Source organism: Arthrobacter sp. UCD-GKA, assembly GCF_001863355.1.
GTDB lineage: Bacteria > Actinomycetota > Actinomycetes > Actinomycetales > Micrococcaceae > Paeniglutamicibacter.
Map to the genome: position 1 here is coordinate 46,026 of NZ_MOLR01000009.1, position 26,062 is coordinate 72,087.

A 26,062-nucleotide genomic window follows, 5' to 3' on the forward strand; every position below is an offset into this window, starting at 1 on the left:
GGAATCTAGCCCTTCCCCGCAGCCGTCTCGGGCACGGTATCGGTGGAGATCAGGATGTCCGGCTCGATGTAGATCACGCACTTGTGTTCCACCGCGGCGCGGATCCGTGATTCGGCCCCGTCGATCGCGGCGGCAATCTGTGCCCCGGTGGCGTTGGCGGGCACGGAGACCTTCGCCGCGACCAGGATTTCCTCGGGCCCCAGGTGCAGGGTCTTGAGGTGGATCAGGCGCGCGCCCTCGGCGGTGATGGCCGAGGCGATCAGTTTCACGTGCTCGGCGGTTGCCGACTCGCCCAGCAGCAGGGACTTGGTTTCCACCGCCAGCACGATGGCGATGGCGACCAGGAGCAGGCCGATGCAGGCGGTGCCCGCGGCGTCGAAGACGCCGTTTCCGGTCACCAGGGTGAGGCTGACGCCGCACAGCGCCAGGACCAGGCCGATGAGCGCCCCGAAGTCCTCGAGCAGGATCACCGGCAATTCCGGCGCCTTGGCGGTCCGCACGAACTTGGCCCAGGACTGCTTGCCGCGCACCAGGTTGGATTCCTTGATCGCGGTGCGGAAGGAGAATCCCTCGGCAATGATCGCGCCGATCAGCACCGCCAGTGGCACCCACCACCACTTTCCTTCGATGCCATGCGGGTCCTTGAATTTCTGCCACGCCTCATAGAGGGCGAACAGGCCGCCGACACTGAACAGCACGATGGAGACGATGAAGGAGTAGACGTAGCGTTCCCGGCCGTAGCCGAAGGGGTGTTCCTGGTCCGCTTCCTTCCGGGCCTTCTTCCCGCCGACGAGCAGGAGGATCTGGTTGCCCGAGTCGGCCACCGAGTGGATGGCTTCGGCGAGCATTGAGGATGAGGCCGTCACGGCCCACGCCACAAACTTGAACAGCGCAATGGTCAGGTTGGCCGCCAGTGCGGCGACCACCGCTTTGGATCCGCCCGATGCTGCCATGGCGTCCCTACTCTCTATGGTTCGTATGTTCCATGTTCCCGCATGAGGTTCCGTCCGGCAGCTCCGGCCGTCGGCAGGCAGGAGGCCTTGACATGGTGTTTCGACATTCGTGCCCCATCCTATGCCACGGCTTTGCCCGTGGCGGGGTGGGCTCAGCCGCGGCGCTGGGCGCGCGCGGAGGCGTACAGGCACATGGTGGCGGCCGTTCCCACGTTCAGCGATTCGGCGATCCCGTACAGCGGCACCGCCACCCGGTGGTCCGCTCCGGCCAGCTCGGTCTCGTCCAGGCCCTGGCCCTCGTTGCCGAAGACCCACACGGTGGGATCCTCCAGCACCGGCTGGCCCTCCGGGGCAGGTTCGGTGCTGCCTCCCCGACGTGCGGCGCTGGCGTCCTGGAGGGCATCCAGGTCCGCCGCCCCGTAGCCGTCGGCGGCCAGGATGGTGGAGCCCTGGCCCTTGAATGCGGCCATGGTCGCACCGAAATCGGCGTTGGTGATGATGGGCAGGTGGAAGATGGAGCCGACGGTGGAGCGCACGGCCTTGGGGTTGTATATGTCCACGCTGCCGCTGGTGAGCACCACGGCATCGGCGCCCGCGGCGTCGGCTGCACGGATGATGGTTCCGGCGTTGCCCGGGTCCTGCACGCGGGTCAGCACCGCCACCAGGCGCGGCTTGGTGGCAGCCACGTCCTGCAGGCTGGTTTCGGGGATGACGCACACGGCCACGATGCCCTGCGGGGTCACGGTGTCGGCCATCGCCGCGAGGACTTCCTGGTTGACCAAGCGGGTGTGCACGCGCTCGGCCTTGTTAGACATGACCTCGAGTTCGGGGTGCTTGTCCAGGCAGTCCTCGGTTGCGTAGACCGCGCGGACCACCTCGGCCCGGCCATGTTCGGCGTTCTCAAGATGCAGGCGCAGGGCCTCCCGGACGGCCTGCGGGCCCTCGGCCAGGAACTCTCCGCTGCGGGCGCGTCCGGTGCGGGTGGCCAGTCGGGCCACCTCGCGAACCTTTTCGGCACGGACGTTGGTCATTGTCAGTTCGTTGTCTCCGGCAAGATTCATGAGAACGACTTTACCGGGGATACGCCAAAGGGACGGAATCGCTAGCGATTCCGTCCCTTTGGACAAGAGCTTAGAAGCTCAAGGACTAGGCGTCCTTGATCTGCTGGCGGGATTCGCCGCCTGCTGGCTCGAAGCCGGCTGCCTTGGCGGATTCGATGGTCTCGAACCAAACTTCGGCAACGGTCTGGTCGTACCAGGTCGAGCCCGGAACGTGGTACTTGTTCGACTGGGCGTTGCCCTTGATGACGAAGCCGGCCGGAGCCTCTGCAGCTTCGGCGGCCGGAGCGGCAGCCTTCTTGGCAGCGGCCTTCTTGGCAACCGGAGCAGCAACGGCTGCGGCGGCGACCTTCGGGGCGTTGACATCGGCCGGGAGGGCGTTCTTGGCAACGGCAACCAGGGTGGCGAATGCGTTGGCATCCGACACGGCCAGCTCGGCGAGCATGCGGCGGTCAACCTCGACCTCAGCGGCCTTCAGGCCCTGGATCAGGCGGTTGTAGGTCAGGCCGTTGGCGCGGGATGCAGCGTTGATGCGCTGGATCCACAGGCGACGGAAGTCACCCTTGCGCTTGCGGCGGTGGCCGAAGCTGTAGACGAACGAGTGGAGCAGCTGCTCCTTGGCCTTGCGGTACAGGCGCGAACGCTGACCGCGGTAGCCCTTGGCGCGCTCAAGAATAACGCGACGCTTCTTATGGGCGTTTACTGCCCGCTTCACACGTGCCACGTGTGTACTCCTTTGTTTCTGTCTCGCCCAGCCGCATCGTGGCGGTCTGGCGAAAAATCTTTATGTGGTCGGGAATCCAGGATCGGAATCCCAAGACGGACGGGAGTTAGATACCGAGCATCCGCTTGATGGTCTTGACGTCCGCCTTGGCGACCAGCTGGTCAGATGCCAGGCGACGGGTGATGCGGGAGGACTTGTGCTCCAGGTAGTGACGGCGGTTGGCCTGCTGGCGCATGATCTTGCCGCTACCGGTGAGCTTGAAGCGCTTCTTGGCGCCACTATGGGTCTTGAACTTCGGCATATCCGCCGTTCTCCTTACTTGCTCCCGGGGACCTGTCGGGCCGGGGATCTTGCGAACTCCCGCGTTTGGGGGAATCCGTGGTTCTGGTGTTGCTCTTGCGAGCGTGCCCTGCTCGGGACGACCTTACTTGGTCGTCCCGGGCTTGGCGGCGCGGGTTGCGGGCTTGGGACCCGGCTTGCCCGCAGGCTTTGGAGCCATGGCCATTGGCTTGGGAACGGCCATCGGCTTCGGTGCTGCAACCGGCTTGGCTGCAACGACCGGCTTGGCGGCCGGTGCCGGAGCGGTGGCCGGTGCCGGTGCGGTGGTCGGCCTGCTGGCTGCCGGACGAACCGGAGCCTTGCTGGCTGCCGGACGGCTGGACGCATCGCGCACCGGGGCCGCCTTGACAGGGGCCTTGGCCACTGCCGGGGCTGCCTTGACCGGGGCGGCCTTGGGTGCGAGCTTGGCGGCGGCCTCTTCGGCTGCTGCTTCCGCACGTACCTTGGCAAGCTTTTCCATGATGTCCGACTCGATGACATCGGCAACCGAACCGCCGATGTCGCCCTGGGGCTCCGAGGTGTCCATCTTCGCCTTGGGGTTCGCTGCCTTGGCCTTGTCCGCGTCACGCTGTTCCAGGCGACGGGCTTCGGCCTTGGCTTCGGCCTTGTTCTTCAGCGGTCCAACAACCATGACCATGTTGCGGCCATCGATGCGGGGGCTCGACTCGACCGCGCCGACTTCGGCAACGGCCTCGGCAAACTTGTTCAACAGGCGGATGCCCATTTCCGGACGCTGCTGTTCACGGCCGCGGAACTGGATCATGGCCTTGACCTTGTCACCGGCGCCGAGGAAGCGCAGTGCGTGCCCGACCTTGGTTTCGTAGTCGTGCGTGTCGATCTTCAGTCGGAAGCGGACTTCCTTCAGCACGGTGTTCGTCTGGTTCTTGCGCGTTTCGCGTGCCTTGACGGCGGCCTCGTACTTGTACTTCCCGAAGTCCATCAGCTTGCACACGGGAGGCTTGGCAGTGGGTGCCACCTCCACGAGATCAAGGTCGGACTCGATGGCAAGACGAAGAGCATCCTCAATACGGACAATGCCAACCTGTTCACCGGCAGGCCCGACAAGCCGCACCTCTGGGACGCGGATTCGATCATTAATGCGTGGATCGCTAATGTGTTGCTCCTGAGTAGTTCGTAGTTTCAGGCCACCGCAACAAAAGGAAAGGCCTTCGGCTGCAGGTGCAGGCGAAGGCCTCGAATTCGATCGATGAAAAATCATCCAACCGACGAATCCCGCGGGATCAATCGGTACCGAACTTACCCGGCCGCCTGATTCGGCTGCTGCGGGTGGGAGTGGCCTCCACTTGCATACTGAACCCAGGCGCTTTCGGTCGCATCCACCGAAGTGGAGGACGCACCCAAATGCACGGATTCAGTCGGTCTATGGAAAGCTTAGCAGTATGAGTACTCCTGAAACCAATCCGGACTCCAACAACGCCACCAACGAGATTCGCGACATTGCCGAGGTGGCAGCCGTTGAAATCATCACCACCGCCGCCGTGCACCTCATGAGCGCCGCCGCGGTTAAATGCGGCCTGGCCGAGGGCCACGACGCCGAAGAGCTCAAGGACCTCGACGAGGCCCGCAAGCTCATCACCGCACTGGCCGGCCTGGTCACTTCCGCAGCCCCGGAAATCGGTTCCCAGCACGCCGGACCGTTGCGCGACGGCCTGCGTTCGCTGCAGCTGGCCTTCCGCGAGGCCTCCGCGTTCCCCGACGAGCCGGGCAAGGGCCCGGGCGAAAAGCTCACCGGCCCGGTGAACTAACACCCCCCGAAATCCAGGTAACACTTCGACCCACGGACCGTTAGCGGCCGAGAGATTTACCACACCGGGGCTTCGAGCAACTTCGATCTTCCTGCCCCGGCTCGGCCACAAGGCACAAAATCCCCCACCGGTTGTCCGGCGGGGGATTTTTTGTGGTCCTGGCTTGGCCCTAGCTCTCCGGCACCAGCACCCTTGCCCGGCCACGGGCGCGGGCGCGCCGGACCTGCTGGGCCACGAGTGCCACGGCGCAGATGACCGCCCCGAGGAAACCGACCATGATGAATCCGGCGTTGGCGCCGAAGCCGTCCACCGTCGCCCCGGTGATCGGGGAACCCAGCGCGGTGCCGCCGGTCAGCGCCGAGCCGTACCAGCCCATGGCCTCGCCGCGGCGTTTTTCCGCCACCAGGTCGGTCAGCCATTCCGAGGCCGCCGACAGCACCGGGGCGCAGAGCATGCCGGGGGCGATGGACAGCAGTGCCAGGGTCCAGGTGTCGGTGGCAAAGGCCATGGGAACGGTCAGCACGGCCATGGCCAGCAGCAGCACGATCGGGGAGATGCGCCGGTTCAGGCTGCCGTACACCAAGCCGCCCACCAGCGAGGCGCCGCACCAGAACAGGAACACGATGCCCAGCTGGCCCTCGCTGCCGTTCTCGTCCAAGAGCGACAGGATGCCGACTTCGGTGCCCGAGAGCACCAGTCCGGCTCCGGAGGCCGCGATGAACACCGCGACGACCGAGGCGCTGACCCAGCCGAACCTGTTCCGGAAACCACGTCCGCGCGCGGCAATCCGGGCCTTGGCCGACTTCGCGCCGGCCAGGATCAGCTCCCCCTCGACGTCGGCCAGGCCGCCGGGCCCGGCGGCGATCAGCGAGGCCTCGGCCCCGAGGCGTTCCTCGTGCGGGTTGGCCTTGAGCGCGACGGCGCCGGGCTGGCCGGAGCGCGTGGGCGGGTTCAGCAGCATCAGTGCGAGCCCGGAGGCGGAGGAAGCGATCCCGATGCCGATCATCCCGACGGTGGTGTCCAGCGAGGTTGCCACGATGCCGGCCCCCGCAGGGCCGACGATGAAAACCAGCTCGGTGGCCATGGCGTCCAGCGCGAATGCCGAGCGCCGGGTCTCCCCGGTGGTCATCACGCCCAGCGCGGTGCGCACCACGGAGAAGACCGGCAGCGAGAAGAGTCCGCCGATGAACACCAGCGGCAGCACCCACATGAAGGAAACCTGAGGGACGATGCTCCAGATCACGACCTCGGCGATGACCGAGGGGATCAGGGCCCGGCGCAGCCCGTACATGTCAACGACGTGCCCGCGCCAGGGCGCACCCAGGGCGATGCCGATGGTCATCAGCGCGACGACCAGTCCGGCCGATCCCCAGTCCTGCTCCAGTTCGTTGACCAGGTGCAGCAGCAGGAGCATGCCCACCGCGGCGTGCGGGAGCCGTGCGACCATGCCGATCAGCAGCAGGGCACCGACCCCGGGTTGCTTCAGCAGTTGGCCGTAGCGACCGAATTTCATGCGCCGGGGTCCGGTGCCGTTGCCGGCGCCGCCTTGAGGGCCACCTCGAGCGAGTCGACGCCTTCGGCGAATTCCTGGTTTGCGGCCAGCCGCGCGTGGATCCGTGAGACGCATTCGCGTGCCCCGGCCTCGTCGATGCCCGGGTGGAAGGTGAATTCTAGGCGCAATTCCGGGCCCGGTCCCCCGCCGGGAACCGAGCTGCCCGAGGCCGTGCGCGTGCCCACGCCCTGGCCCGGTGCCATGTGGATCGAGGCCAGCGAATCCTCGCTGGTTGCCTGCTCGGAAACGACCGCGGCAAGGTCTTCGTTGAGGTAGCTGGGGATCCACGCCCGTTGCTGGGCCAGTGCCCACATGCCCGGGCGGCGCAGCACGAAGGTGAACTCCGCGCCGGGATCCAGGACCAGCATCTGGGCATCCTCGGAAACCGCCGAGAGCGCGGCCCGCGGGGCGTAGACGGCAACGGGGCGTGCCTCGGCATGCCAGGCCTGGAGGTTGTCGACGCTGCTGAAAACGGGCAGGGCCTTGCGTCCGTCGGGGGCGGTGAGCGTGACCAGCGCCATGTCCGCTTCCTTGTCCTCGGTGAAGCCGTGCTCCCCCAGGCCTCCCTCGGCCAGCTGGGCCACCACGGCGATGTAGATCCGGGCCTCGGCCAGGGCTGCGTGGACCTGCTGCTCGCTGCCGGTTCCCGCGACCAGGGCGGCCAAGGCGGCCTCGAGTTTCGGGTCGACCAGGCCGTTGTCGTTGTCGAAGTTGTGCAGCGGGTTGCCCGCGCCGGTCAGGTCCCGGCCTTCCCAGCTTTGCCCCGCCGAATCGACGGCGCCGCCGGCACGCAACAGGGCCGCGGCGATGTGCCCGGGCAGGTGTCGTTCGGCACCCTGGCCGGAAGGGGAAGAAGGAGAATTCGCGCTCATATGCACATGCTATCTTGCACCCACGTCAGGGGCCGATCCGCCGATTCGCGGCCCACCGCCCTGCTGCCCACGTGCCGCGGCAAATCCCCGACGGTGGATGGTGGCGGCCATGTGGCGAAGCTCGCCCACGCACGGCCGGAGGGCGGCTGCGGGGCCTGGCCTAGCCCAGGTCCCAGAGCATTTTGTAGTACTCGATGCGTGTCGCATCCGGTTCGATCCCGTAGCCGGAATACACGTGCACCTCGTACCCGGGTCCGTAGTTCCAGACGGTGCTCCACGCCGCGACGGCAAGGTCGGCCCAGCGGTCGGCCACACCCAGCTCGCCCAGATCCACGTGGGCGGCGAAGTTTCCATGCCCATCCAGCAGCGTGTTCGGTGCGCAGGCATCCCCGTGGCACACCACCAGGTCCAGGGGCAGCGGAGGAGCGGACAGCAGCTCCCGGGCCCCGGGGATGGACAGGTGCGAGTATTCGGGGCTCCAGTTTTCCGGTCCCTGGCCCGCCGCAATGCGCTGCTCGAAGGCCTGCAGGCGGTCGGCCACCGACCATTCGAAGGGGCAGTCCCGGACGGGCAGGGCGTCGTGGAGCGCACGCAGCCCGGCACCCAGGGCGCGGGCGGCAAGCTCGGGGCGGCGCATCCACTGCGCGGACACTGCCGATTCGCCCGGCAGTGCGGCGGTGAGCAGCCAGCTTCCCGACTCGTCGCTGCCGACCGCGAGCACTTCCGGCACCCGCGCGTGACGGGCGGCCCATTCCAGCCTCGCGGCTTCCGTGGCGAAGTCAGTATCCCCGGTGCCCTTCGGTGCGTACTTGAGGTAGCGGTCGGTGGGGGTTCCCGTCCCGATCCTGAAGGTCGTTCCACCGGCCTGGTTGATCCAGACCGCCTCGATGTCTTGGCCCCCGGCCATCCGGGAGACGGCGGCGGGCACGGTCCCGGTCTCGGCGGGGACGAAGGCAAGGGGAGGTCGCGGATTCATCCTCCCAGCATGCCCGTTCCCTGCCCTGTTTCGCGACCCGAGTCCGGCGGCGCACCGGCGGGGACGGGAAAAGGGTGAAGTCCGACGGACTGCACCCTTTTCCTTTGTCGACGCCGTATGCCGGGCCATCGGGCCCGAGCCAGGGACCTAGCGGCGGCCCGCCACGTCCAGGGCCTCGGCCATGGTGAACTTGCCAGCGTACAGGGCCTTGCCCACGATGGCGCCCTCGACGCCGGCCGGGACCAGTTCGCGCAGCACGCGCAGGTCCTCGAGGCTGGAGATGCCGCCGGAGGCGATGACCGGCTTGGAAGTGCGCTTGCACATCTCGGCCAGCAGTTCCACGTTCGGTCCGCGCAGCGTTCCGTCCTTGGTGACGTCGGTGACCACGTAGCGGGCGCAGCCGGCGTCTTCGAGGCGGGCGAGCACCTCCCAGATGTCGCCGCCTTCCTTGGTCCAGCCGCGGCCCGACAGCACGGTGCCGCGCACGTCCAGGCCAACGGCGATCGCCTCGCCGTGGCGAGCGATGGCCCGGGCGGTCCATTCCGGGTTTTCCAGGGCCGCAGTGCCCAGGTTCACGCGAGTGGCACCGAATTCGAGGGCGCGCTCGAGGGATTCGTCGTCGCGGATTCCGCCGGAGAGCTCGACCTTGATGGTCAGCTCCCTGGCAATGCGGCCCAGCAGCTCGGTGTTGGCGCCGCGGTCGAAGGCCGCATCCAGGTCCACCAGGTGCACCCATTCGGCGCCGGCTTCCTGCCAGGCCAGGGCGTTTTCGAGCGGGTCGCCGTAGCTGGTCTCGGAGCCGGCCTCGCCCTGGACCAGGCGCACGGCCTGGCCGTTCACCACGTCGACGGCGGGCAGCAGCTCAAGGATGTTGTTTGGGTTCTCGGACATGATCGATCCTTAGGTTGGGTGTCGGCCGGTGCCGGGGCAGGGGTGCGGTGCCGGCGGGTGGGCCGTGGGTTAAAGCAGGGTGAGGCGGTAGGCGGCGAAGAGCGAAACCCCGGCCAGTGCCCAGACGGCGATGATCCAGGAGATGTGGGCGCGTTGCTGGCGCAGGGAGAGCGCTCCGCCGGCGAGGATGCCGGCGACGCCCATGAGCACGATTGACCAGATGAGCATGGACTACAGGGTCTCCAACCAGTTGCGCAGCAACCTTGCCCCGGCGTCCCCGGATTTCTCCGGGTGGAACTGCAGGGCGCACAGCGGCCCGTTTTCGATGCCGGCGATGAAGGGGACCCCGTGTTCGGCCCAGGTGACCTGCGGAGGGGTCATCTTGGGCTGGGCGACCTCGAAGTTCCATTCCTGCACCGCGTAGGAGTGCACGAAGTAGAAGCGCTCGTTTTCGATCCCGGCGAACAGCTTGCTGCCGGCCGGAGGGGTGACGGTGTTCCAGCCCATGTGCGGGATGACCGGGGCCTTGAGCAGCTCCACGGTGCCGGGCCATTCGCCCAGCCCCGGGGTGCGGGTCCCGTGTTCCACGCCCTCGTCGAAGAAGACCTGGTGTCCGACGCAGACGCCGAGCACCGGCCGTCCGCCGGCGATCCGGCGTCCGATCCAGCGGATCGCTCCGACGTCCTTGAGTGCCTGCATGACCGCGGCAAACGCGCCCACGCCGGGAACGAACAGCCCGTCGGCCTCGAGGATGTCCTCGGGCTTGGCCGAGAGCTTGACCTGCGCGCCGGCAGCCTCAAGTGCCCGGACGGCGGAGCGGACGTTGCCCGATCCGTAGTCCAGGACGGTGACGGTCTTGGCCGCCATCTACAGCGCGCCCTTGGTGGAGGGGATGGCGTCGCCGATGCGGGGGTCGATTTCCACGGCTTCGCGCAGGGCGCGGGCCAAGGCCTTGAACTGGGCCTCGACGATGTGGTGCGGGTCGCGGCCCGAGAGCACCTCGATGTGGGCGCAGATCTGTGCGTGGAAGGTCAGCGATTCGAACACGTGGCGGGTCATCGACCCGGTGAAGTGCCCGCCGATCAGGTGGTATTCCTGGCCGGCCGGCTCGCCGCCGTGGACCAGGTAGGGGCGCCCGGAGATGTCGACCACGGCGCGGGCCAGGGCCTCGTCCAGCGGGGCGTAGGCGGTGCCGAAGCGGCGGATGCCTGCCTTGTTGCCCAGCGCGGTGCGCAGCACCTCGCCGATGGTGATCGCGGTGTCCTCGACGGTGTGGTGCACGTCGATCTCGATGTCTCCGGTGGCCCGCACGGTCAGGTCGATGAGCGAATGCTTCGACAGTGCCGTCAGCATGTGGTCGTAGAACGGTACCCCGGTGCTGATTTCGGAGCGGCCGGTGCCGTCCAGATCGAGTTCGACAAAGACGGAGGACTCGCTGGTGATGCGTTCGAGGCGAGCGCGACGACCCGTGAGTTTTTCGGCAGACATGCACATTCCTTTAGATCAGGCGGTGAGACGAGGATGTGGGGCGGCGGGACATCGATGCATGATCGGAGGAAGGGCCAAGGCCCGTCCTCCGGCACCATTGCCGCCTGCCCCAAGTTTAGCGTGAGAGCGTGTGAGGACCCTGATCGAGCAGTTCCTCGAGGCGGACAAGGAACGCGGTGGTTTCCGCTTCGGTGCCCGCGGTGACCCGCAGGTGGCCCGGAATCCCGACGTCGCGGATGATGACCCCGGCCTCAAGCAGCCCGTTCCAGATGGCCTTGGTGTCCTTGATCCCGCCGAAGAACACGAAGTTGGAGTCGCTGGAGGCAGGGTGCAGGCCCATGCGGGTGAGCTCGTTGACGATCCTGTCACGCTGGATCTTGATGTCCTCAACGTTGGCCAGCAGGGCATCGACGTGCTTCAGCGCGGCATTGGCGGTGGCCTGGGTGACTGCCGAAAGGTGGTACGGCAGGCGGACCAGGCGGATCGCGTCGGTGACTTCCGGAGCCGCGGCCAGGTAGCCCAGGCGGGCGCCGGCCAGGGCGAACGCCTTGGACATGGTCCGTGAAACGATGAGCCGCTCGCGTCCCGGCAGCAGGGACAGCGCCGACGGGGTTCCGTTGTGGGCGAATTCCGCGTACGCCTCGTCAACGATCACGATGGCGTTGCTTGCCGCGCCGGCTTCGTAGACCGCTTCGACGACATCCAGGCCCAGCGCGGTGCCGGTCGGGTTGTTCGGCGAGCAGAGCAAGATAATGTTCGGCGCCGCCTCACGGACCTGTGCCGCGGCGTCGATGGCCGAGAGCCCGTAGTCCGCCGAGCGGACACCGGCCAGGTAGGCGGTGTCGGTCCCGGAGGCCAGCAACGGGTACATCGAGTAGGTGGGAGGGAAACCCATCACCGTGCGCCCGGGTCCGCCGAAGGCCTGCATGACCTGTTGGAGAACCTCGTTGGAGCCGTTGGCTGCCCAAACGTTGTCGGCTTCCAGGCCGTGGCCCAGGTAGGCGGCGAGACGTTCGCGCAATTCGGTGAACTCGCGGTCCGGGTAGCGGTTCAGTCCCATGGCTGCTGCTGAGACTTCTTCGACGATGGCGCGATGCACTTCCGGGGGAAGCGGATGGGTGTTTTCGTTGACGTTCAACTGGATGGGTACGTCGATTTGGGGTGCGCCGTAAGGTTCAAGACCTTGAAGATTCTCTCGCAGGGGCAGATTTGCCAGGCGATTTAGCCGTTCATTCACGGCTCAAGTCTACGGCGGCGGCGCGGTGACCTTGGAATCTTCACCGGTGCCAGGGGTAATAAACGGTTAGCAATGGTGGGGCGCGGCATCGAGCGGCGCGCCCGGAGGGCTCTGGCCCTAGCTTCCGGTGGGGACGAAAATTTCCGCCCCGGGATGCAGCACGGAGCTGTTGAGGTTGTTCAGGTCGCCGATCTGCCGAACGGCTTCGCGGGGCTCGAGCTGCGGGGCGAACTCCCTGGCGATCCCCCACAACGTGTCGCCCTCGATGACGGTGACGGTGACCGCTTCGACGCCCAGCGGGGTGTCGACCGAGGCATTGGCCGGGGACTGGAACAGGCCCAGGAGCATGAGCACCGCCGCGCTGACCAGGAAGATGGGCAGTGCAATCAGCACGAATTTTCCGCGGCGAGTGAGCCGCAGTGGCGCCAGCTCGGGCCGCGAGGCCAGTGCGGATTGCGGTGCCGGGGTGTAGTCGGACGTTACAAGGTGGAGCGGGGCCGAGAAAGCAGTGTTTGCCATGTCGTTGCCTTTCCTCTGTATTCATTTGCCGTACGGACCCGGTGGCCCATTCGAACAGATGACGGTTATTCGAACGCATCTTTCGAACGTGTGTTCGTAGTGCGCATCTTATTTCTAGCACCTTTGGACGACACGTGTCCAGATCTGTTCGAACAAATCTTTGAAAGTAGTGTCTTTGTCTACTAAGATGGGGGTAGTGGAGCGATGTATTGACTACATCAGTTCCCACCGACAATTTGCGGCACGCGCGGGCAACCGGCGACGATCGGGATGAGGCATTGACAATGACGACCGAACAACGAACCCCTCGACGCGACGCGAAGAGCCTGACCATCCGTCAGAAGAAGGTTCTTGAGACCATCCAGCGCTCCGTGAGCACCAATGGCTACCCGCCATCGATGCGGGAAATCGGGGACGCCGTGGGATTGGCCAGCCTCTCAAGCGTGACCCACCAGCTGAGCCAGCTCGAGAAGCTCGGCTACATCCGCCGCGACCCGCGCCGTCCGCGGGCCATGGAGATCCTGCTTCCCCTGCAGCTCAAGAGCGAGAGCAAGCTCGAAGTGGTGGAGGGCCAGTCGGATCTGAGGGCAGCCAACGGGATGAGCGTCTCGGAGCTGACCACCTCCGCGGACACCGCCATGGTTCCCCTGGTGGGGCGCATTGCCGCCGGCGGACCTATCCTGGCCGACCAGGCGGTCGAGGACGTCTTCGCCCTGCCGCGCCAACTGGTGGGACACGGCGAGCTCTTCATGCTGAAGGTCAGCGGAGACTCGATGATCGACGCCGCCATTTGCGACGGCGACTGGGTGGTCGTGCGACGCCAGCAGACCGCAAACAACGGCGACATCGTCGCGGCACTGCTCGAGGACGAAGCCACGGTGAAGACCTTCCGGCAGCGTGACGGGCACACCTGGCTGCTGCCGCAGAACTCCCGCTACGAACCCATCCTCGGTGACGCCGCAACCGTCATGGGCAAGGTCGTATCGGTCATGCGTTCGGTCTAGGCCGCACCAACATTCATCCCCCGCAAACACGTGAGGACCGGTCAAATGACCGGTCCTCACGTGTTTCCCGTGAACCCACGGGACAGGACGTCCTAGCCTTCGCTCAGGCGCTCGAGTGCGGAAATCACCGTCGCCTTGTCGGGCGTGGCCCACAGGGGCGGCAGCGAGGCACGCAGGAACGTGCCGTAGCGCTCGGTGGCCAGGCGCGAATCCAGCACGGCCACCACGCCCTTGTCGTTGACCGAACGGATCAGTCGACCGGCGCCCTGCGCGAGCCGCACCGCGGCGTGGCTCGCGGCCACGGCCATGAAGCCGTTGCCGCCGTGCTTGGCCACGTCGCGGCTGCGGGCCGAGGACAGCGGGTCGTCGGGCCGCGGGAACGGGATCTTGTCGATGATGACCAGCCGGCAGGCGTTGCCCGGCACATCCACGCCCTGCCAGAGCGTCATCGTGCCAAAGAGGCAGGTGTCGGGTTCGGCGGAAAACTGGTCCACCAGGGCCTTCATGCTGGACTCGCCCTGACACAGGATCGGGATGTCCAGGCGTGCCCGCAGGATCTCCGCCGCTTCTTCCGCGGCACGGCGCGAGGTGAACAGCGCCAGCGCCCCACCGCCGGAGGCCTTGATCAGGTCCTCGATCTCGGACAGGGTTTCCTGGGACATCTGGCGCCCGGGCTTGGGCAGGTGCTTGGCGACGTACAGGATGCCTTGCTTGGGATAGTCGAAGGGGCTTCCCACGTCCACGCCGTTCCAGGTCGGCGCCCCCTCGCCCACGAGGCCCAGGGTGCCCGCCACGGGCTCGAAGGCCGCCCCGATGGCCAGGGTTGCACTGGTGAGGATCACCGTGCGCCCGTCGAAGAGCCCCTCGCGCAGCTTGCCCGCGACCGAGAGCGGGGCGACGTTCAGGGTCGGCTGGCTTGACTCGTCGGGTTGGACGTAGCCCTCCCCCGGGCTGAAGTGCCCGGGACGCGAGGCCCAGATGACCTCGCGCTCCTCAGTCATTTCAAGCATCTTGCTGCACTGCTCCACCAGGTACATGACCTGCGAGCGGGCCATCTGGCGCCCGCCGTCGGCGGGGGCGTTGGCCTCGGGCTTTGAATCGGACAGGACCACGCGTGCGGCCTCGGCGATCTGGTTGATCGCCGCCTGCTGGTCCTCGTTCAATCCGCGGGCCATCAGCCCGGTGGGGACGCCCTCCAGGGCGCGCTGCAGCGCCTTGGCCCCCTGGTTCAGCGAATCCACGCTCACCGAGCAGTGCTTGCGCGCCGCCGAGGCAGCGGTCTGGACCATGGCCACCGACAGGGGCCGGGTCACCGAGGAGGTCACGCGGTCCTGCAGCTCGTGGGCCTCGTCGATGATGACGGTGTCGAAGTCCGGCAGCACGGCCAGTCCCTCGAACGCCGAGACGGCCAGCATCGCGTGGTTGGTGATCACGACATCCGCGGTGGCCGCGCGGGCGCGGGCCAGTTCGCTGAAGCATTCGGAGGCCATGGGGCATTTTTGGGATCCCAGGCAGTCCATCGCGCTGACCGAGACCTGTCGCCAGGCCTTGTCGCTGACGCCCGGGGCCAGGTCGTCGCGGTCCCCGGTGTCGGTCTGCTCGGCCCACTGCCGCAGCCGCACCACTTCCTTGCCCAGCACGGAGCCGGGCCCGTCCGCGGAACCGCCCAGTGCGGGGGTGCCGGAATCCATCGAGAACAGGGCGCCCTCGTCGTCATCCGGGTAGCCGCCGCCGAGCTTGTACTGGCACACGTAGTTGGAGCGTCCCTTGACCAGCGCCACGTCCATCTCGCGCGGCAGCTTGTCCTTCAGCGAGGACAGCAGGCGCGGGACGTCCCGGCCGACGATCTGGGCCTGGAGCGCCAGGGTTGCGGTGGAAATCACCACCGGCTTTTCCGAATCCAGTGCATGGGCCAGCGCGGGGACCAGGTAGGCCATGGATTTGCCGGTGCCGGTTCCCGCCTGCACCAGCAGGTGCTCGCCGGTTTCCATGGCCCGCACGACCTGGCGGGTCATTTCATGTTGGCCCGGCCGGTTTTGTCCGCCCATCGTGGACACCGCAGCGTCCAATAGGGCGATGACATCTGATTCCTCAGCCATGAATACTAAATTGCTCCACTTCTGCGGCCATGCTTTCGCGGACCTTGACCATCATGCGGGTTCCCGTTTCGGTGTGTTCGACGGCCAGGATCTCGGCCTCGGCGCCGTGGAGCTTGTTGACCACGTCGCCTCGATCATAGGGAATCATCAATTCTAGTTGGACATCGGGGCGGGGAATTGCCGCGCTGATTTTTGCGAGCAGTTCATCGATGCCCTCGCCGGTGCGTGCCGAGACGATGACGTGGTTCGGTTCGCGCTGGCGCAGGCGTTCGACCACGAACGGGTCTGCCACATCCGCCTTGTTCAGCACGATGATCTCCGGGATGCCGCGCGCGTCCACATCGTTGAACACCTCGCGCACCGCCTGGATCTGCCCTTCGGGATCCGGGTGCGCGGCGTCAACCACGTGCAGGATCAGGTTGGCGTCGGCCACTTCCTCCAGCGTGGAGCGGAAGGCCTCGACCAGCTGGGTGGGCAGCGACTTCACGAAGCCGACGGTGTCCACCAGCGTGTAGGTCAGTCCGTCGCTGGTTTCGGCCTGGCGGACCGTGGGATCCAGCGTCGCGAACAGTGCGTTTTCGACCAGCACGCCGGCATGGGTGAGCCGGTTGAGTAGCGAGGACTTCCCGGCGTTGGTGTAGCCGGCGATGGCCACCGAGGGCACGGCGTTGCGCTTGCGGTTGGCGCGCTTGGCCTCGCGGGCCGGGAGCATCCCCTTGATTTCCTTGCGGAGCTTGGCCATGCGGTCGCGAATGCGGCGGCGGTCCAATTCGATCTTGGTTTCGCCGGGGCCGCGGGAGCCGATGCCGCCGCCGGCGGTGCCGACCCGGCCACCGGCCTGGCGGGACATCGATTCGCCCCAGCCGCGCAGGCGCGGCAGCAGGTATTCGAGCTGGGCCAGTTCCACCTGGGCGCGGCCCTCGTGGCTCTTGGCGTGCTGCGCGAAGATGTCCAGGATCAGCGCGGTGCGGTCGATGACCTTGACCTTGACGACGTCCTCGAGGGCGCGTCGCTGGGAGGGCGCGAGTTCGGAGTCGATGATGACGGTGTCCGCCCCGGTTGCCGCGACGATTTCACGCAGCTCCACGGCCTTGCCCGAACCGAGGTAGGTGGCGGCGTCGGGTTTTGCGCGGCGCTGGACCATGCCGTCGAGCACCTCGGAGCCCGCGGTCTCGGCCAGGGCGGCCAGCTCCCGCAGGGAATTCTCCGCGTCCTCCGCGGTGCCTTCGTTCCAGATGCCGGCCAGGACCACGCGTTCAAGGCGCAGCTGCCGGTTTTCGACCTCGGTGACGTCCTCGAGCTCGGTGGACAGGCTTGCCGCCCGGCGCAGGCCGCGGCGTGCGTCGAGTTCTTCCTGGTCGCCGTCGAACGAAGTGTGCTCGCCGGTGTGCTTGCTCAGTGCCTGGGCGCGTCCGGCGAGGATGTTCTCGTCCTCCGGGGCACCGAAGTGCGTGCTCTTGCTGGCTGTGGCGGCGTCGCTGGCAAGGATGCGTTCGATGGCGGCTTGGAGCTGGGCCTCGTCCATGTCGCTGTCCTGCGGGCCGGAAGGCTGTGGATTGGTCATGTTCCCCTTTGCTTGCTGTATTCCAGAATAGTGCCCCGCACCGACAGAAGCGCCTTCGTGCGTGGATTGGTTCTCTTGGGTGTGGCGATTGTTTGACGTATGCATGGTGGCTCCTTGGACGGGCACCGTGTGCCAACGGTTTGCCTTGGATGCTGGGACCGGGCCGCTGCGCGAGGCGCGGTTCCCGGGTTGCTGTGGTGGGGGGTGGTGGTTCCGGTGTTGCTGCGGGGCACCTGCGGCCATGGTTCATCCGGTGCGACTTGGGTGGGTTCCCGGGGCCGCGACGAAAACGAGGCGTGTTTTCTTGGGCTGGATGTCGTGAAATGACTTTCGGGCGCTCCGCCGAACGGTCCGGGCTGATCGACTTCCCATGATCGAGCCTGGGCCCGGGGAAGGATGCGGGGACTGAATTGTGTTCGGTCGCGTCTTACAAGTAAGTCATAGGGAAAACTCTATCACTTTGTGGCCGGATGCACCTTGAGGCATCTCACACCCATTCCGGGACGCGTTTGGTGCCTTGGGTTTGGGTTTGTCACCCGTGGCCGGTTAACCTGCAAACATGAGCCCGGAACACTATTTCAGCGCCCAGCCTTCCACTCCAGAGAAGCGGCGCACAATCAGCGTCGAATTGGGCGGTGCCACGCGCAAGCTGCAGTCTTCCGGCGGCGTGTTCAGCCCCGACCGGATCGACAAGGGAACCGCGGTGCTTTTGCGCGGAGTTCCGGCACCGTCGGCCGAGGGAAACCTCCTGGACATCGGCTGCGGCTGGGGACCGATCGCGCTCTCCATGGCCTTGGCCTCGCCGGAGGCAACCATCCACGCGGTCGACGTCAATGAGCGAAGCCTCGCCCTGACCCGCGACAACGCCGCAGCGCTGGGCCTGAAGAACGTGGTGGTGGCCCTTCCGGATGACGTCGACCCGGCCCGGACCTACAACACCATCTGGTCCAACCCGCCGATCCGGATCGGCAAGGAGGCGCTGCACGAGCTGCTGCTGCTGTGGCTGCCGCGCTTGTCCCCGGGTGGCGAAGCCTGGCTGGTGGTGCAAAAGAACCTGGGCGCGGACTCGCTGCAGAAATGGCTGGGCACGGTCCTGCCCGAAGGCTGGAGCATCGACCGGGTCTCGACGGACAAGGCATTTAGGATCCTGAAGGTCGTACGTCCCGAGGAATCCTAGGATTCCGGCGGGGCAACGGCCCTAGCTGGCCGAGATCTCTCCCCGGGACACCAGGACCGCGGGGCCGCTGAGCACGACGTGCTCGAGCCCGTCGGGGCCGTCGACGAAGCCGACGCCCAGTTCCCCTCCGGGAACCTGGACCGACCACTGCCGGATGTCGTGGGCCTGGGCCCAGTGCCGGGTGGCGATGGCCGCCGCGCAGGCGCCGGTGCCGCAGGAGAGCGTCTCTCCGACCCCGCGTTCGTGCACGCGCATCCGCACCGAGCCGCGGCCCCCGCTCACCAGCGGGTCGGCGGCCAGCACGTATTCGACGTTCGTTCCGTGCGGTGGCAGCGGCTCGACCGCAGGGGTCGAGGTCAGTTCGATGCCCTCCAGCTCGCCGGTGTCGGCGATCGCCACGACCGTGTGGGGGTTGCCCATGGACACGCTCAAGGCCCCGCGGACCTTGGCCAGCCCGGTGGTTTCCACGCGGGAATCCAAGCCGTTGGTCGCTGCCGCCTGCGCATGGATGAACTCCCAGGCGCCCATGTCCACGGCGTAGCCGTCTTCCAGGCGGGTGACGATCTTCAGGCCCCCGCGCGTGCCAATGGGAAGCGTCGCGCCCACCGGCATCTCCACGAGGTTTTCGCAGACCAGGAAGTGCACGAACACCCGCACCCCGTTGCCGCACATTTCCGACAGCGACCCGTCGGCGTTGCGGTAGTCCATGAACCAATAGGCGTCGGGGCTGGTTTCAAGGATCGTCCGGCCCTCGGCAAGGGTGCTGGACGGAACCGCGCGGATCAGCCCGTCCCCGCCGATCCCCCGGTGCCTGTCGCACATCCGGGCAACCTGCCCGGGCTCGATGCTGTGCACATCCAGCGGGTCGGCAACGAGGATGAAGTCGTTTCCGGTGCCATGTCCCTTGGCATAGGGAAGCCTGCCCACCATGTCTTGCAGGGTGGGGCCGGTGCTGGTGGCGGGTTCGGTCGATCTCATGGTTTCAAGAATACGTGCAGCAAAACCCCGCCGCCTATTTTCGTTGCTTCCGGGTCCGTGCCTCGGATCAGGAGGAGCGGATGCGGGCCAGGACCCGGGGAACCAGGGAGTCGGCCAGCGGGTCGAACCAGGCGACCCGGTCGTCGGCGCCGAACCAGGTGACTTGGCGCCGGGCGAATTGGCGCGTGGCGATGACGGTCTTTTCCGCAGCGTCCTTCAGGGACATCGTTCCGTCGAGCACCGCAAGGAACTGGGCGTAGCCGATGGCCCGCGAGGCGGTCTTGCCCTCCCGCAACCCCTGGGAATCCAGCCGGCGGACCTCGTCGAGCAGGCCCTGCTCGACCATCTTCGCCACCCGGGTTTCCAGCCGCGCATGCAGCAACGAGCGGTCGATGTTGAGCCCGATCTGGATGGCCGGGGCGTGGTATTGCCGTTGCGGCATGAACGAGCTGAAGGGCTTGCCGCTGATTTCATGGACTTCCAGGGCGCGGATCAGCCGGCGGTCATCCAGGTTCCGGGCGGCCGATTCCGGGTCGACGGCGGCCAGCCGCTCGGCCAGCGGGCCGATGCCGCTTGCCGCGGCCTCGGCTTCCAGGCGTTGGCGCACCACCGGGTCGGTGGGCGGGAAATCGATCTCGTCCAGGGCGGCGCGCACATACAGGCCGGACCCGCCGACCAGGATGGGCACCGAGCCGCGGGCACGGATCTGGGCGAAGACCCCCCGGGCCTCGGCCTGGAAGCGTGCCACGCTGGCTTCCTGGCGCACATCCATGATGTCGAGCAGGTGGTGGGCGATGCCCCCGCGTTCGTCCTCGGGGAGCTTGGCCGTGCCGATATCCATGCCGCGGTAGAACTGCAGGGCGTCGGCATTGACGATTTCCCCGCCCAGTTCCTGGGCCAGGGCGATCGACAGGTCGGACTTGCCCGTTCCGGTTGGTCCCAGGACGGCAATGACCGGCAATGTCATGGTCGGCGGCCTACTTGCGTGCCGGCAGGGCGGGCATGCCCAGCGAGACGCCGTTGGTGTTCTTGGCCCCGGTGGTGCCGGTGCCGCAGGATTCGGCCTGCGAGCGGTCCCAGGCGTCCCCCGCCCGGGAGCGGCGCACCGAGTACTCGGCCAGGGTGGCGGGGTCGGAGACCAGGTGGAAGGCAGCCGATCCGGTCACCGGAACGGTGACCAGGTCCCCGGGGCGCGGGGTCTGGCCGCCGTCGGGGATGGAGAAGTGCACGAGGCGCTGGTCGGTGGACCGTCCGGTGAGCCGGTGGGTTTCGGTGGACTTGCGCCCGGCGTGCTCGGTGACCAGCACCTCGACGGTGCGCCCGACCTGCTTGGCGTTTTCCTCGGCACAGATCCGGTCTTGCAGGGCCGTGAGTCGCTCGTAGCGTTCCTGCACCACGGCCTTGGGCAGCTGGTCGGGCAGCTCGGCCGCGGGGGTGCCGGGGCGCTTGGAGTATTGGAAGGTGAATGCGCTGGAGAAGCGCGAGGCCTCGACCACGTCCAGGGTTCCCTGGAAGTCTTCCTCGGTTTCCCCCGGGAAGCCCACGATGATGTCGGTGGTGATGGCGGCGTGCGGGATCAATTCGCGCACCTTCTCCAGGATGCCCAGGAACTTCTTTGAGCGGTAGGAGCGTCGCATGTCCTTGAGGACTTTGTCCGAACCGGACTGCAGCGGCATGTGCAGCTGCGGCATGACGTTGGGGGTTTCGGCCATGGCCTCGATGACGTCGTCGGTGAAGGCGGCGGGGTGCGGGCTGGTGAAGCGCACGCGTTCCAGGCCCTCGATCTGCCCGCAGGCGCGCAGCAGCTTGCCGAAGGCCAGGCGGTCCCCGAATTCCACGCCGTAGGAGTTGACGTTCTGGCCCAGCAGGGTCACCTCGATGACGCCGTCGGCGACCAGCGCCTCGATTTCGGCCAGGATTTCCCCGGGGCGGCGGTCTCGTTCCTTGCCGCGCAGGGCCGGGACGATGCAGAAGGTGCAGGTGTTGTTGCAGCCCACGGAGATCGACACCCAGCCCGAGTGCACCGAGTCGCGCTTGGTGGGCAGCGTGGAGGGGAAGACCTCCAGGGATTCGAGGATTTCCAGCTGGGCTTCGTTGTTGTGGCGGGCGCGTTCCAGCAGGGCCGGCAGGGAGCCGACGTTGTGGGTTCCAAAGACCACGTCGACCCAGGGGGCCTTCTTCAGGATCGTTTCGCGGTCCTTCTGGGCCAGGCAGCCGCCAACGGCAATTTGCATCTCGGGGCGCTTTTCCTTGACCTGGGCGAGCATGCCGAGGTTTCCGTAGAGCTTGTTGTCGGCGTTTTCCCGGACCGCGCAGGTATTGAAGACCACGACATCGGCGATCTCGTCGCCTGCTTCCTGCCGGGACAGGCCGCTGGCCTCCAGCAGGCCCGCCAGCCGCTCGGAATCGTGGACATTCATCTGGCATCCGTAGGTCCGCACCTCGTAGGTGCGTGTCGATACGGCTGATTCTTGCTCATGGGAAATTGAAATGCTCGCAGTCACCCTTCAAGGGTACCCAATCGGCCCCGCCGGGGACCGAACAAGTCGGAGCCCGGTGCTATTGCTCCGCGTCGGGCCCGAAGCGCTCGTCCCAGGCGGCGTTGACGATGCGGAAGGCCACGGAGGGCGAGTAGCCCTTCCGGGCCAGCATACCCACGAGCCGGCGCACGCTTTTCTCCCGGTCCATCCCCATCGAGGGGGCCCGCAGCTTGCGTTCCACAAGGTCGCGGGCGGTTTCTTCCTCGGTCTCGTCGTCGATCTGTTCCAGGGCGCTTTCGGCCAACTCGCCCTCGATGCCCTTTTCCCGCAGCTCGCGCTTGATCGCCGAGCGTGCCAGGCCGCGGCTGCGGGCGCGGGAACGGACCCAGCCCTCGGCGAAGGCCTCGTCGTCGACGAGCTCGATCTCCTCGAACCTTTCCAGCAGTTCCTCGGCGATGTGCTCGGGGATCTCCTTTTCCAGGAGCTTGGTCTTCAGCTGGGCGCGGCTCTTGGCCGAGGCGGTGAGCTGGCGCAGCAGGATGGAGCGTCCCTTGGACGCATATTGCTCGTCGGTGAGTTCGACCGGCTCCTTGGCTTCCCGTGGCGTCCGCTCGCGGGTCCGCGGTACCTTCGGTGTGCTGCGCTTGGCGCCGGCCCGGGCTGAGCGGCCGCCGCTGCCCCACGACCCCGTGCCTCCGGCACCGCGCGGCGAGGTGCGCGAGGAGCTGCGTCCGGCATATCCGGCCCGTTCGCCGAAGGCTTGCTTGGGTTCGGGTGGTCCGGGGACCTGTTCGGGTGGCGGGGCCGCCGCGGCGGCTTCGCTGTGCGCCCAGGCCGGAATCTGGGTCGGGTCTCCCCAGTCGGAATTGCCGTCTGCCGGCAACGACCAAAGCGGCCGTTCGGCTCCCTTCCGGGAGCCGGACGAACCGCCATGGTTTTTGGTGGTGCCCACGGAGTTAGGACCCCTTGACCACGCGCAACGTATCCTCGCCCTTGTCCTCGGGTGCCTGGCCAATGCCGAGCTTCTCGAGGATCTGGCGTTCGAGTTCGTTGGCGAGATCCGGGTTGTCGCGCAGGAACTTCCGCGCGTTTTCCTTGCCCTGGCCCAGCTGGTCCCCGTCGTAGGTGAACCAGGCGCCGGACTTCTTGACGAAGCCCTGGTCCACGCCGATGTCGATGAGGCTGCCTTCGCGGGAGATGCCCAGGCCGTAGATGATGTCGAACTCGGCCTGCTTGAACGGCGGGGCCATCTTGTTCTTCACGATCTTGGCGCGCGTGCGGTTGCCGACCGGGACGGTGCCTTCCTTCAAGGTTTCGATGCGGCGTACGTCGATGCGGATCGAGGCGTAGAACTTCAGCGCCTTGCCACCGGTGGTGGTTTCCGGGCTGCCGAACATCACGCCGATCTTTTCGCGCAGCTGGTTGATGAAGATCGCGGTCGTCTGTGTCTGGGACAGGCGTCCGGTGATCTTGCGCAGCGCCTGGCTCATCAGGCGGGCCTGCAGGCCGACGTGGCTGTCGCCCATTTCGCCTTCGATTTCGGCGCGCGGCACCAGTGCTGCCACGGAGTCGATCACGACGATGTCGACGGAGCCGGAGCCCACGAGCATGTCCATGATTTCGAGTGCCTGCTCGCCGGTGTCCGGCTGCGAGACCAGCAAAGCGTCGGTGTCGACGCCCAGCTTCTTCGCGTATTCCGGATCCAGTGCGTGCTCGGCATCGATGAAGGCGGCGATGCCGCCCAGTCGCTGGGCGCTGGCCACCGCGTGCAGGGCAACGGTGGTCTTGCCGGAGGATTCCGGACCGTAGATCTCCACCACGCGGCCACGCGGAAGCCCGCCAATGCCCAGCGCGATGTCAAGTGCCACGGACCCGGTGGGGATGGCGGCAATGGGCGCTACGGTCTTGTCGCCCAGTCGCATGACCGAGCCCTTGCCGTACTGCTTGTCGATCTGTGCGAGCGCGGCTTCGAGTGCCTTCTCGCGATCTTTACCAATGGCCATTGTCCACCTCGGTTGTTGGGGCCCCGCGGGACCGTTGCTCTATGTCTGTTCCTGAGCGTACGACCCGGGGCCGACACTTTGGATTTCGGGCGTTCGCACTGTGCATAACCCACGACAGACGCCGAACGAATCTTCATTATGAACAATACACTCTTCCGAACAGATATTCGAACGGATTCGGTGCGTGTGGCGAAATTTCCCTAGGATTCCTTGGGGGCGATGTCGCGTCCCAGCCAGCGCTCGGGCGGCACATCCTGCATCTTGCACATGGCCTGCCAGACCTTCTTGGGGGCGACGCCCTTGCCCAGCGCCTCGGCGGCGGTGACGCCTCCGACCTCGGCCAGCACCAGGGAAGTCGCCAATGTGCGGGAATAGCCCGCACCGAACTCGTCGTCCATCAGACGCCAGAAATCACTCAATCGCACCCTCGCAATTGTGCCACGGGTTTCTGGGGGGTTTAAGCAAAAAGCCCCCGCCCGGCTTCGCGGGCCAATTGGCCTTGGAAGACCGGCGCGGGGGCCGATGTTGCGGATGCCAGGTGAAACACTGGATCCGGATGTCGTTGGTTAGTGGCTCGGTGCCAGGCGCTTGCCGAGTTCAACCGGATAGTCGCCAGCAAACTCGCTGGTCAGGTCCACGGGGACCGTATCCGGAATGGTGATGCCTTCGGCGATGGCCACGCGGTCACTGACCTCGCGAAGCATCAGTGAAAGCGGCACCTCGAGGGCGCCACAGATCGAGGAGAGAAGCTCGGATGAGGCTTCCTTTTGTCCACGCTCGACCTCGGAAAGGTATCCAAGGGAAACGCGGGCGCTGTGGGAGACTTCGCGCAAGGTGCGACCCTGGCGCTGACGAACGTCACGAAGAACGTCACCGATTTCGTGTCTAAGGACTACCATCTTGCGCTCCTCTTTGTCTCGGCGGACCTCGCTCTGTAGGCCCACATCACGCCAACGGACCACACCGTTTACCGATACTGGTTGCTTGACCATGTGCATTGCCTTTTGTTCTCCGGTCCTAATGCCTTGTGGGGCGATCGGTGCGGGCCACTTTTTTGTGCCCGTCATGGGTTACAACTGCCGGGGGTCGTTTTTTGTTCCCACGCCCCCACCTTAGCCATTGCTGCGGGTGTTTTTCCACAACAACCGTGAATCGTTCCGTAATCGAGTCACAAAACTAATCAGTGCAACCATCCCCCATCAAGCTGTGTGGCCGCTGGGCGCAAGGTGGGAAGAAAGCAGTTCCAGCGCGCAGACCGTGCTCAGGACGCGGATCTGCGCCCTGTCCCCGGTGAAGTGGTGCTCGGTGAAACCGCTGCCGCTTGCCGATGCCCAGCCCAGGAACACAGTGCCCACGGGCTTGCCGTCGTGGGCGTCGGGACCAGCGACCCCGGTGGCCGAGACCGCCATGTCCGAACCGCATACCCGGCGTGCGCCCAGGGCCATTTGCCGGGCCACCTCCCCGTCCACCGAGCCCGCTTCTTCGAGCAGCTTCGGTTCCACGCCCAGGACGCTGGCCTTCACCGCACTGGAGTAGCTGACGATCCCGCCGGTCAGTGCGGCGGAGGCCCCGGGCACCTCGGCGAGGGTGGCGGCAATCATGCCGGCGGTCAGCGACTCGGCGGTGGCCAGGGTCAGTCCACTGGCCTTGGCCGCGGCAACCACGGTGCCGGCCAGGGCTTGCAGTTCCAGCGGGTCCGGTGGGGGTGTCATGTCAAGCTCCTTTGCGCCAAGTGGAAGCGGTGAATCGGTGGGGGGGTATGAAGCGTGCCTACTTCCGGGTGCCGCCGACGGAGGCCGCACGCAGCTGCCAGGCCTTGAACAGGTAGTCCAGGCCGGTGACCACGGTGACGGCCAGGGCCAGCAGCATCACGATGAACGCCACCACGCCCAGCCAGCCGACGGTGTGGGCCCAGGGCAGCAGGTAGAGCAGGATCGCCGCGGCCTGCAGCACGGTCTTGAGCTTGCCGCCGCGCGAGGCGGCCATCACGCCGTAGCGGATGACCACGAAGCGCACAGCCGTGATGCCCCATTCGCGCACCAGGATCACGATGGTGATCCACCAGGCCAGCTCCCCCAGGATGGAGAACATCACCAGCGCGGAGCCGGTGAGCAGCTTGTCGGCGATCGGGTCGGCGATCTTGCCGAAGTTGGTGATCAGCCCGCGGCTGCGGGCCAGGTCCCCGTCCAGCTTGTCGGTGTACATGGCCACGGCGAAGATCGCCAGGGCCACCCAGCGCATGAGTCCGTAGTCCTTCTCGTCGGCCACCAGGGCCCAGATGAAGAACGGGACCATGATGATGCGCAGGGTGGTGAGCACGTTGGCGATGTTCAGGGTCGGCACGTGGGCCGGTGTCGGGTTCGCTGGGGATTCAGTCACGGA

Annotated in this window: 28 protein-coding genes; 3 read left to right on the forward strand and 25 right to left on the reverse strand. The window is 66.6% G+C overall.

Annotated features, from left to right (window positions below):
* Nucleotides 1–5: 5 nt before the first annotated feature.
* The 5 genes from BLJ79_RS16195 to infC form a co-directional block, all read right to left on the reverse strand.
* Entirely contained in the window at nucleotides 6–953 is a 948-nt protein-coding gene (locus BLJ79_RS16195) for a cation diffusion facilitator family transporter (protein ID WP_071215807.1), read from the reverse strand.
* Nucleotides 954–1,105: 152 nt separating this feature from the next.
* A complete protein-coding gene (locus tag BLJ79_RS16200) occupies nucleotides 1,106–2,014 on the reverse strand; it encodes a TrmH family RNA methyltransferase (RefSeq protein WP_071215808.1) in 909 nt (302 codons plus the stop codon).
* 85 nt (nucleotides 2,015–2,099) lie between these two features.
* Nucleotides 2,100–2,735, reverse strand: a complete 636-nt coding sequence (gene rplT, locus BLJ79_RS16205; protein ID WP_071215809.1) for a 50S ribosomal protein L20, sunset domain variant — start codon at nucleotides 2,733–2,735, stop codon at nucleotides 2,100–2,102.
* A gap of 106 nt (nucleotides 2,736–2,841) precedes the next feature.
* Nucleotides 2,842–3,036: a 50S ribosomal protein L35 gene (rpmI, locus tag BLJ79_RS16210; RefSeq protein ID WP_007272446.1), complete on the reverse strand. Its 195-nt coding sequence runs from the start codon at nucleotides 3,034–3,036 to the stop codon at nucleotides 2,842–2,844.
* Between the two features lie 123 nt (nucleotides 3,037–3,159).
* Complete coding sequence (gene infC / locus BLJ79_RS16215; protein ID WP_071215810.1) at nucleotides 3,160–4,146, reverse strand: translation initiation factor IF-3; 987 nt, start codon at nucleotides 4,144–4,146, stop codon at nucleotides 3,160–3,162.
* Nucleotides 4,147–4,474: 328 nt separating this feature from the next.
* Between infC and BLJ79_RS16220 the strand changes: the two genes are divergently transcribed.
* Nucleotides 4,475–4,840 (forward strand): DUF1844 domain-containing protein, encoded by a 366-nt coding sequence (locus tag BLJ79_RS16220; RefSeq protein ID WP_071215811.1) that lies wholly within the window; start codon nucleotides 4,475–4,477, stop codon nucleotides 4,838–4,840.
* Nucleotides 4,841–5,009: 169 nt separating this feature from the next.
* Here BLJ79_RS16220 and BLJ79_RS16225 read toward each other — a convergent pair whose 3' ends face one another.
* From BLJ79_RS16225 to BLJ79_RS16260, 9 genes are all read right to left on the reverse strand, one after another.
* Nucleotides 5,010–6,353, reverse strand: coding sequence for an MFS transporter (locus BLJ79_RS16225; RefSeq protein WP_071215812.1), 1,344 nt, complete (start codon nucleotides 6,351–6,353; stop codon nucleotides 5,010–5,012).
* On the reverse strand, nucleotides 6,350–7,264 hold the full coding sequence (locus BLJ79_RS16230) for an SseB family protein (RefSeq protein ID WP_071215813.1): 915 nt from the start codon (nucleotides 7,262–7,264) through the stop codon (nucleotides 6,350–6,352). The genes BLJ79_RS16225 and BLJ79_RS16230 overlap by 4 nt, the downstream gene beginning before the upstream one ends.
* 160 nt (nucleotides 7,265–7,424) lie before the next feature.
* Nucleotides 7,425–8,240: an aminoglycoside 3'-phosphotransferase gene (locus tag BLJ79_RS16235; protein ID WP_071215814.1), complete on the reverse strand. Its 816-nt coding sequence runs from the start codon at nucleotides 8,238–8,240 to the stop codon at nucleotides 7,425–7,427.
* A gap of 147 nt (nucleotides 8,241–8,387) precedes the next feature.
* Nucleotides 8,388–9,131 (reverse strand): bifunctional 1-(5-phosphoribosyl)-5-((5-phosphoribosylamino)methylideneamino)imidazole-4-carboxamide isomerase/phosphoribosylanthranilate isomerase PriA, encoded by a 744-nt coding sequence (priA, locus tag BLJ79_RS16240; RefSeq protein WP_071215815.1) that lies wholly within the window; start codon nucleotides 9,129–9,131, stop codon nucleotides 8,388–8,390.
* A 69-nt stretch (nucleotides 9,132–9,200) separates the two neighbouring features.
* Complete coding sequence (locus BLJ79_RS23410; RefSeq protein ID WP_175475508.1) at nucleotides 9,201–9,359, reverse strand: CG2302 family histidine operon protein; 159 nt, start codon at nucleotides 9,357–9,359, stop codon at nucleotides 9,201–9,203.
* 3 nt (nucleotides 9,360–9,362) lie between these two features.
* A complete protein-coding gene (hisH, locus tag BLJ79_RS16245; protein ID WP_071215816.1) occupies nucleotides 9,363–9,998 on the reverse strand; it encodes an imidazole glycerol phosphate synthase subunit HisH in 636 nt (211 codons plus the stop codon).
* Entirely contained in the window at nucleotides 9,999–10,619 is a 621-nt protein-coding gene (gene hisB / locus BLJ79_RS16250; RefSeq protein ID WP_071215817.1) for an imidazoleglycerol-phosphate dehydratase HisB, read from the reverse strand.
* Nucleotides 10,620–10,734: 115 nt separating this feature from the next.
* Nucleotides 10,735–11,856, reverse strand: a complete 1,122-nt coding sequence (locus tag BLJ79_RS16255; protein WP_071215818.1) for a histidinol-phosphate transaminase — start codon at nucleotides 11,854–11,856, stop codon at nucleotides 10,735–10,737.
* A gap of 117 nt (nucleotides 11,857–11,973) precedes the next feature.
* Nucleotides 11,974–12,375 carry a LysM peptidoglycan-binding domain-containing protein gene (locus tag BLJ79_RS16260; RefSeq protein WP_083411380.1) on the reverse strand — a complete coding sequence of 134 codons (402 nt, stop codon included), beginning with the start codon at nucleotides 12,373–12,375 and terminating at the stop codon, nucleotides 11,974–11,976.
* A gap of 284 nt (nucleotides 12,376–12,659) precedes the next feature.
* On the opposite strand from BLJ79_RS16260, the gene lexA reads away from it, so the two are divergent.
* Nucleotides 12,660–13,379, forward strand: a complete 720-nt coding sequence (gene lexA / locus BLJ79_RS16265; protein WP_071215819.1) for a transcriptional repressor LexA — start codon at nucleotides 12,660–12,662, stop codon at nucleotides 13,377–13,379.
* Between the two features lie 92 nt (nucleotides 13,380–13,471).
* Here lexA and BLJ79_RS16270 read toward each other — a convergent pair whose 3' ends face one another.
* Together BLJ79_RS16270 and hflX are read right to left on the reverse strand one after the other, a co-directional pair.
* Nucleotides 13,472–15,478: an ATP-dependent DNA helicase gene (locus BLJ79_RS16270; RefSeq protein ID WP_071215820.1), complete on the reverse strand. Its 2,007-nt coding sequence runs from the start codon at nucleotides 15,476–15,478 to the stop codon at nucleotides 13,472–13,474.
* Nucleotides 15,471–17,042, reverse strand: coding sequence for a GTPase HflX (gene hflX / locus BLJ79_RS16275; protein ID WP_071215821.1), 1,572 nt, complete (start codon nucleotides 17,040–17,042; stop codon nucleotides 15,471–15,473). Before hflX ends, BLJ79_RS16270 begins: the two co-directional genes overlap by 8 nt.
* Before the next feature lie 559 nt (nucleotides 17,043–17,601).
* Between hflX and BLJ79_RS16280 the strand changes: the two genes are divergently transcribed.
* Entirely contained in the window at nucleotides 17,602–18,219 is a 618-nt protein-coding gene (locus BLJ79_RS16280) for a class I SAM-dependent methyltransferase (RefSeq protein ID WP_071215822.1), read from the forward strand.
* A 21-nt stretch (nucleotides 18,220–18,240) separates the two neighbouring features.
* Here the strand turns inward: BLJ79_RS16280 and dapF are convergent, their stop codons facing one another.
* The 9 genes from dapF to pgsA form a co-directional block, all read right to left on the reverse strand.
* Complete coding sequence (gene dapF / locus BLJ79_RS16285) at nucleotides 18,241–19,197, reverse strand: diaminopimelate epimerase (RefSeq protein WP_071215823.1); 957 nt, start codon at nucleotides 19,195–19,197, stop codon at nucleotides 18,241–18,243.
* Nucleotides 19,198–19,264: 67 nt separating this feature from the next.
* Nucleotides 19,265–20,164 carry a tRNA (adenosine(37)-N6)-dimethylallyltransferase MiaA gene (gene miaA, locus BLJ79_RS16290; protein ID WP_071215824.1) on the reverse strand — a complete coding sequence of 300 codons (900 nt, stop codon included), beginning with the start codon at nucleotides 20,162–20,164 and terminating at the stop codon, nucleotides 19,265–19,267.
* Nucleotides 20,165–20,174: 10 nt separating this feature from the next.
* Nucleotides 20,175–21,701 (reverse strand): tRNA (N6-isopentenyl adenosine(37)-C2)-methylthiotransferase MiaB, encoded by a 1,527-nt coding sequence (miaB, locus tag BLJ79_RS16295; RefSeq protein ID WP_071215825.1) that lies wholly within the window; start codon nucleotides 21,699–21,701, stop codon nucleotides 20,175–20,177.
* A 55-nt stretch (nucleotides 21,702–21,756) separates the two neighbouring features.
* Nucleotides 21,757–22,629: a regulatory protein RecX gene (locus BLJ79_RS23950; RefSeq protein WP_353615487.1), complete on the reverse strand. Its 873-nt coding sequence runs from the start codon at nucleotides 22,627–22,629 to the stop codon at nucleotides 21,757–21,759.
* Nucleotides 22,630–22,633: 4 nt separating this feature from the next.
* The gene (gene recA, locus BLJ79_RS16305; protein WP_071215826.1) at nucleotides 22,634–23,680 is read right to left on the reverse strand and encodes a recombinase RecA; all 1,047 of its coding nucleotides are present in this window, start codon (nucleotides 23,678–23,680) and stop codon (nucleotides 22,634–22,636) included.
* Between the two features lie 200 nt (nucleotides 23,681–23,880).
* A complete protein-coding gene (locus tag BLJ79_RS16310) occupies nucleotides 23,881–24,105 on the reverse strand; it encodes a DUF3046 domain-containing protein (RefSeq protein WP_071215827.1) in 225 nt (74 codons plus the stop codon).
* Between the two features lie 141 nt (nucleotides 24,106–24,246).
* On the reverse strand, nucleotides 24,247–24,672 hold the full coding sequence (locus BLJ79_RS16315; RefSeq protein WP_071215828.1) for a helix-turn-helix domain-containing protein: 426 nt from the start codon (nucleotides 24,670–24,672) through the stop codon (nucleotides 24,247–24,249).
* 207 nt (nucleotides 24,673–24,879) lie between these two features.
* Nucleotides 24,880–25,392 carry a CinA family protein gene (locus BLJ79_RS16320; protein WP_071215829.1) on the reverse strand — a complete coding sequence of 171 codons (513 nt, stop codon included), beginning with the start codon at nucleotides 25,390–25,392 and terminating at the stop codon, nucleotides 24,880–24,882.
* Between the two features lie 58 nt (nucleotides 25,393–25,450).
* Nucleotides 25,451–26,059, reverse strand: a complete 609-nt coding sequence (gene pgsA, locus BLJ79_RS16325; RefSeq protein ID WP_071215830.1) for a CDP-diacylglycerol--glycerol-3-phosphate 3-phosphatidyltransferase — start codon at nucleotides 26,057–26,059, stop codon at nucleotides 25,451–25,453.
* Nucleotides 26,060–26,062: the final 3 nt, after the last annotated feature.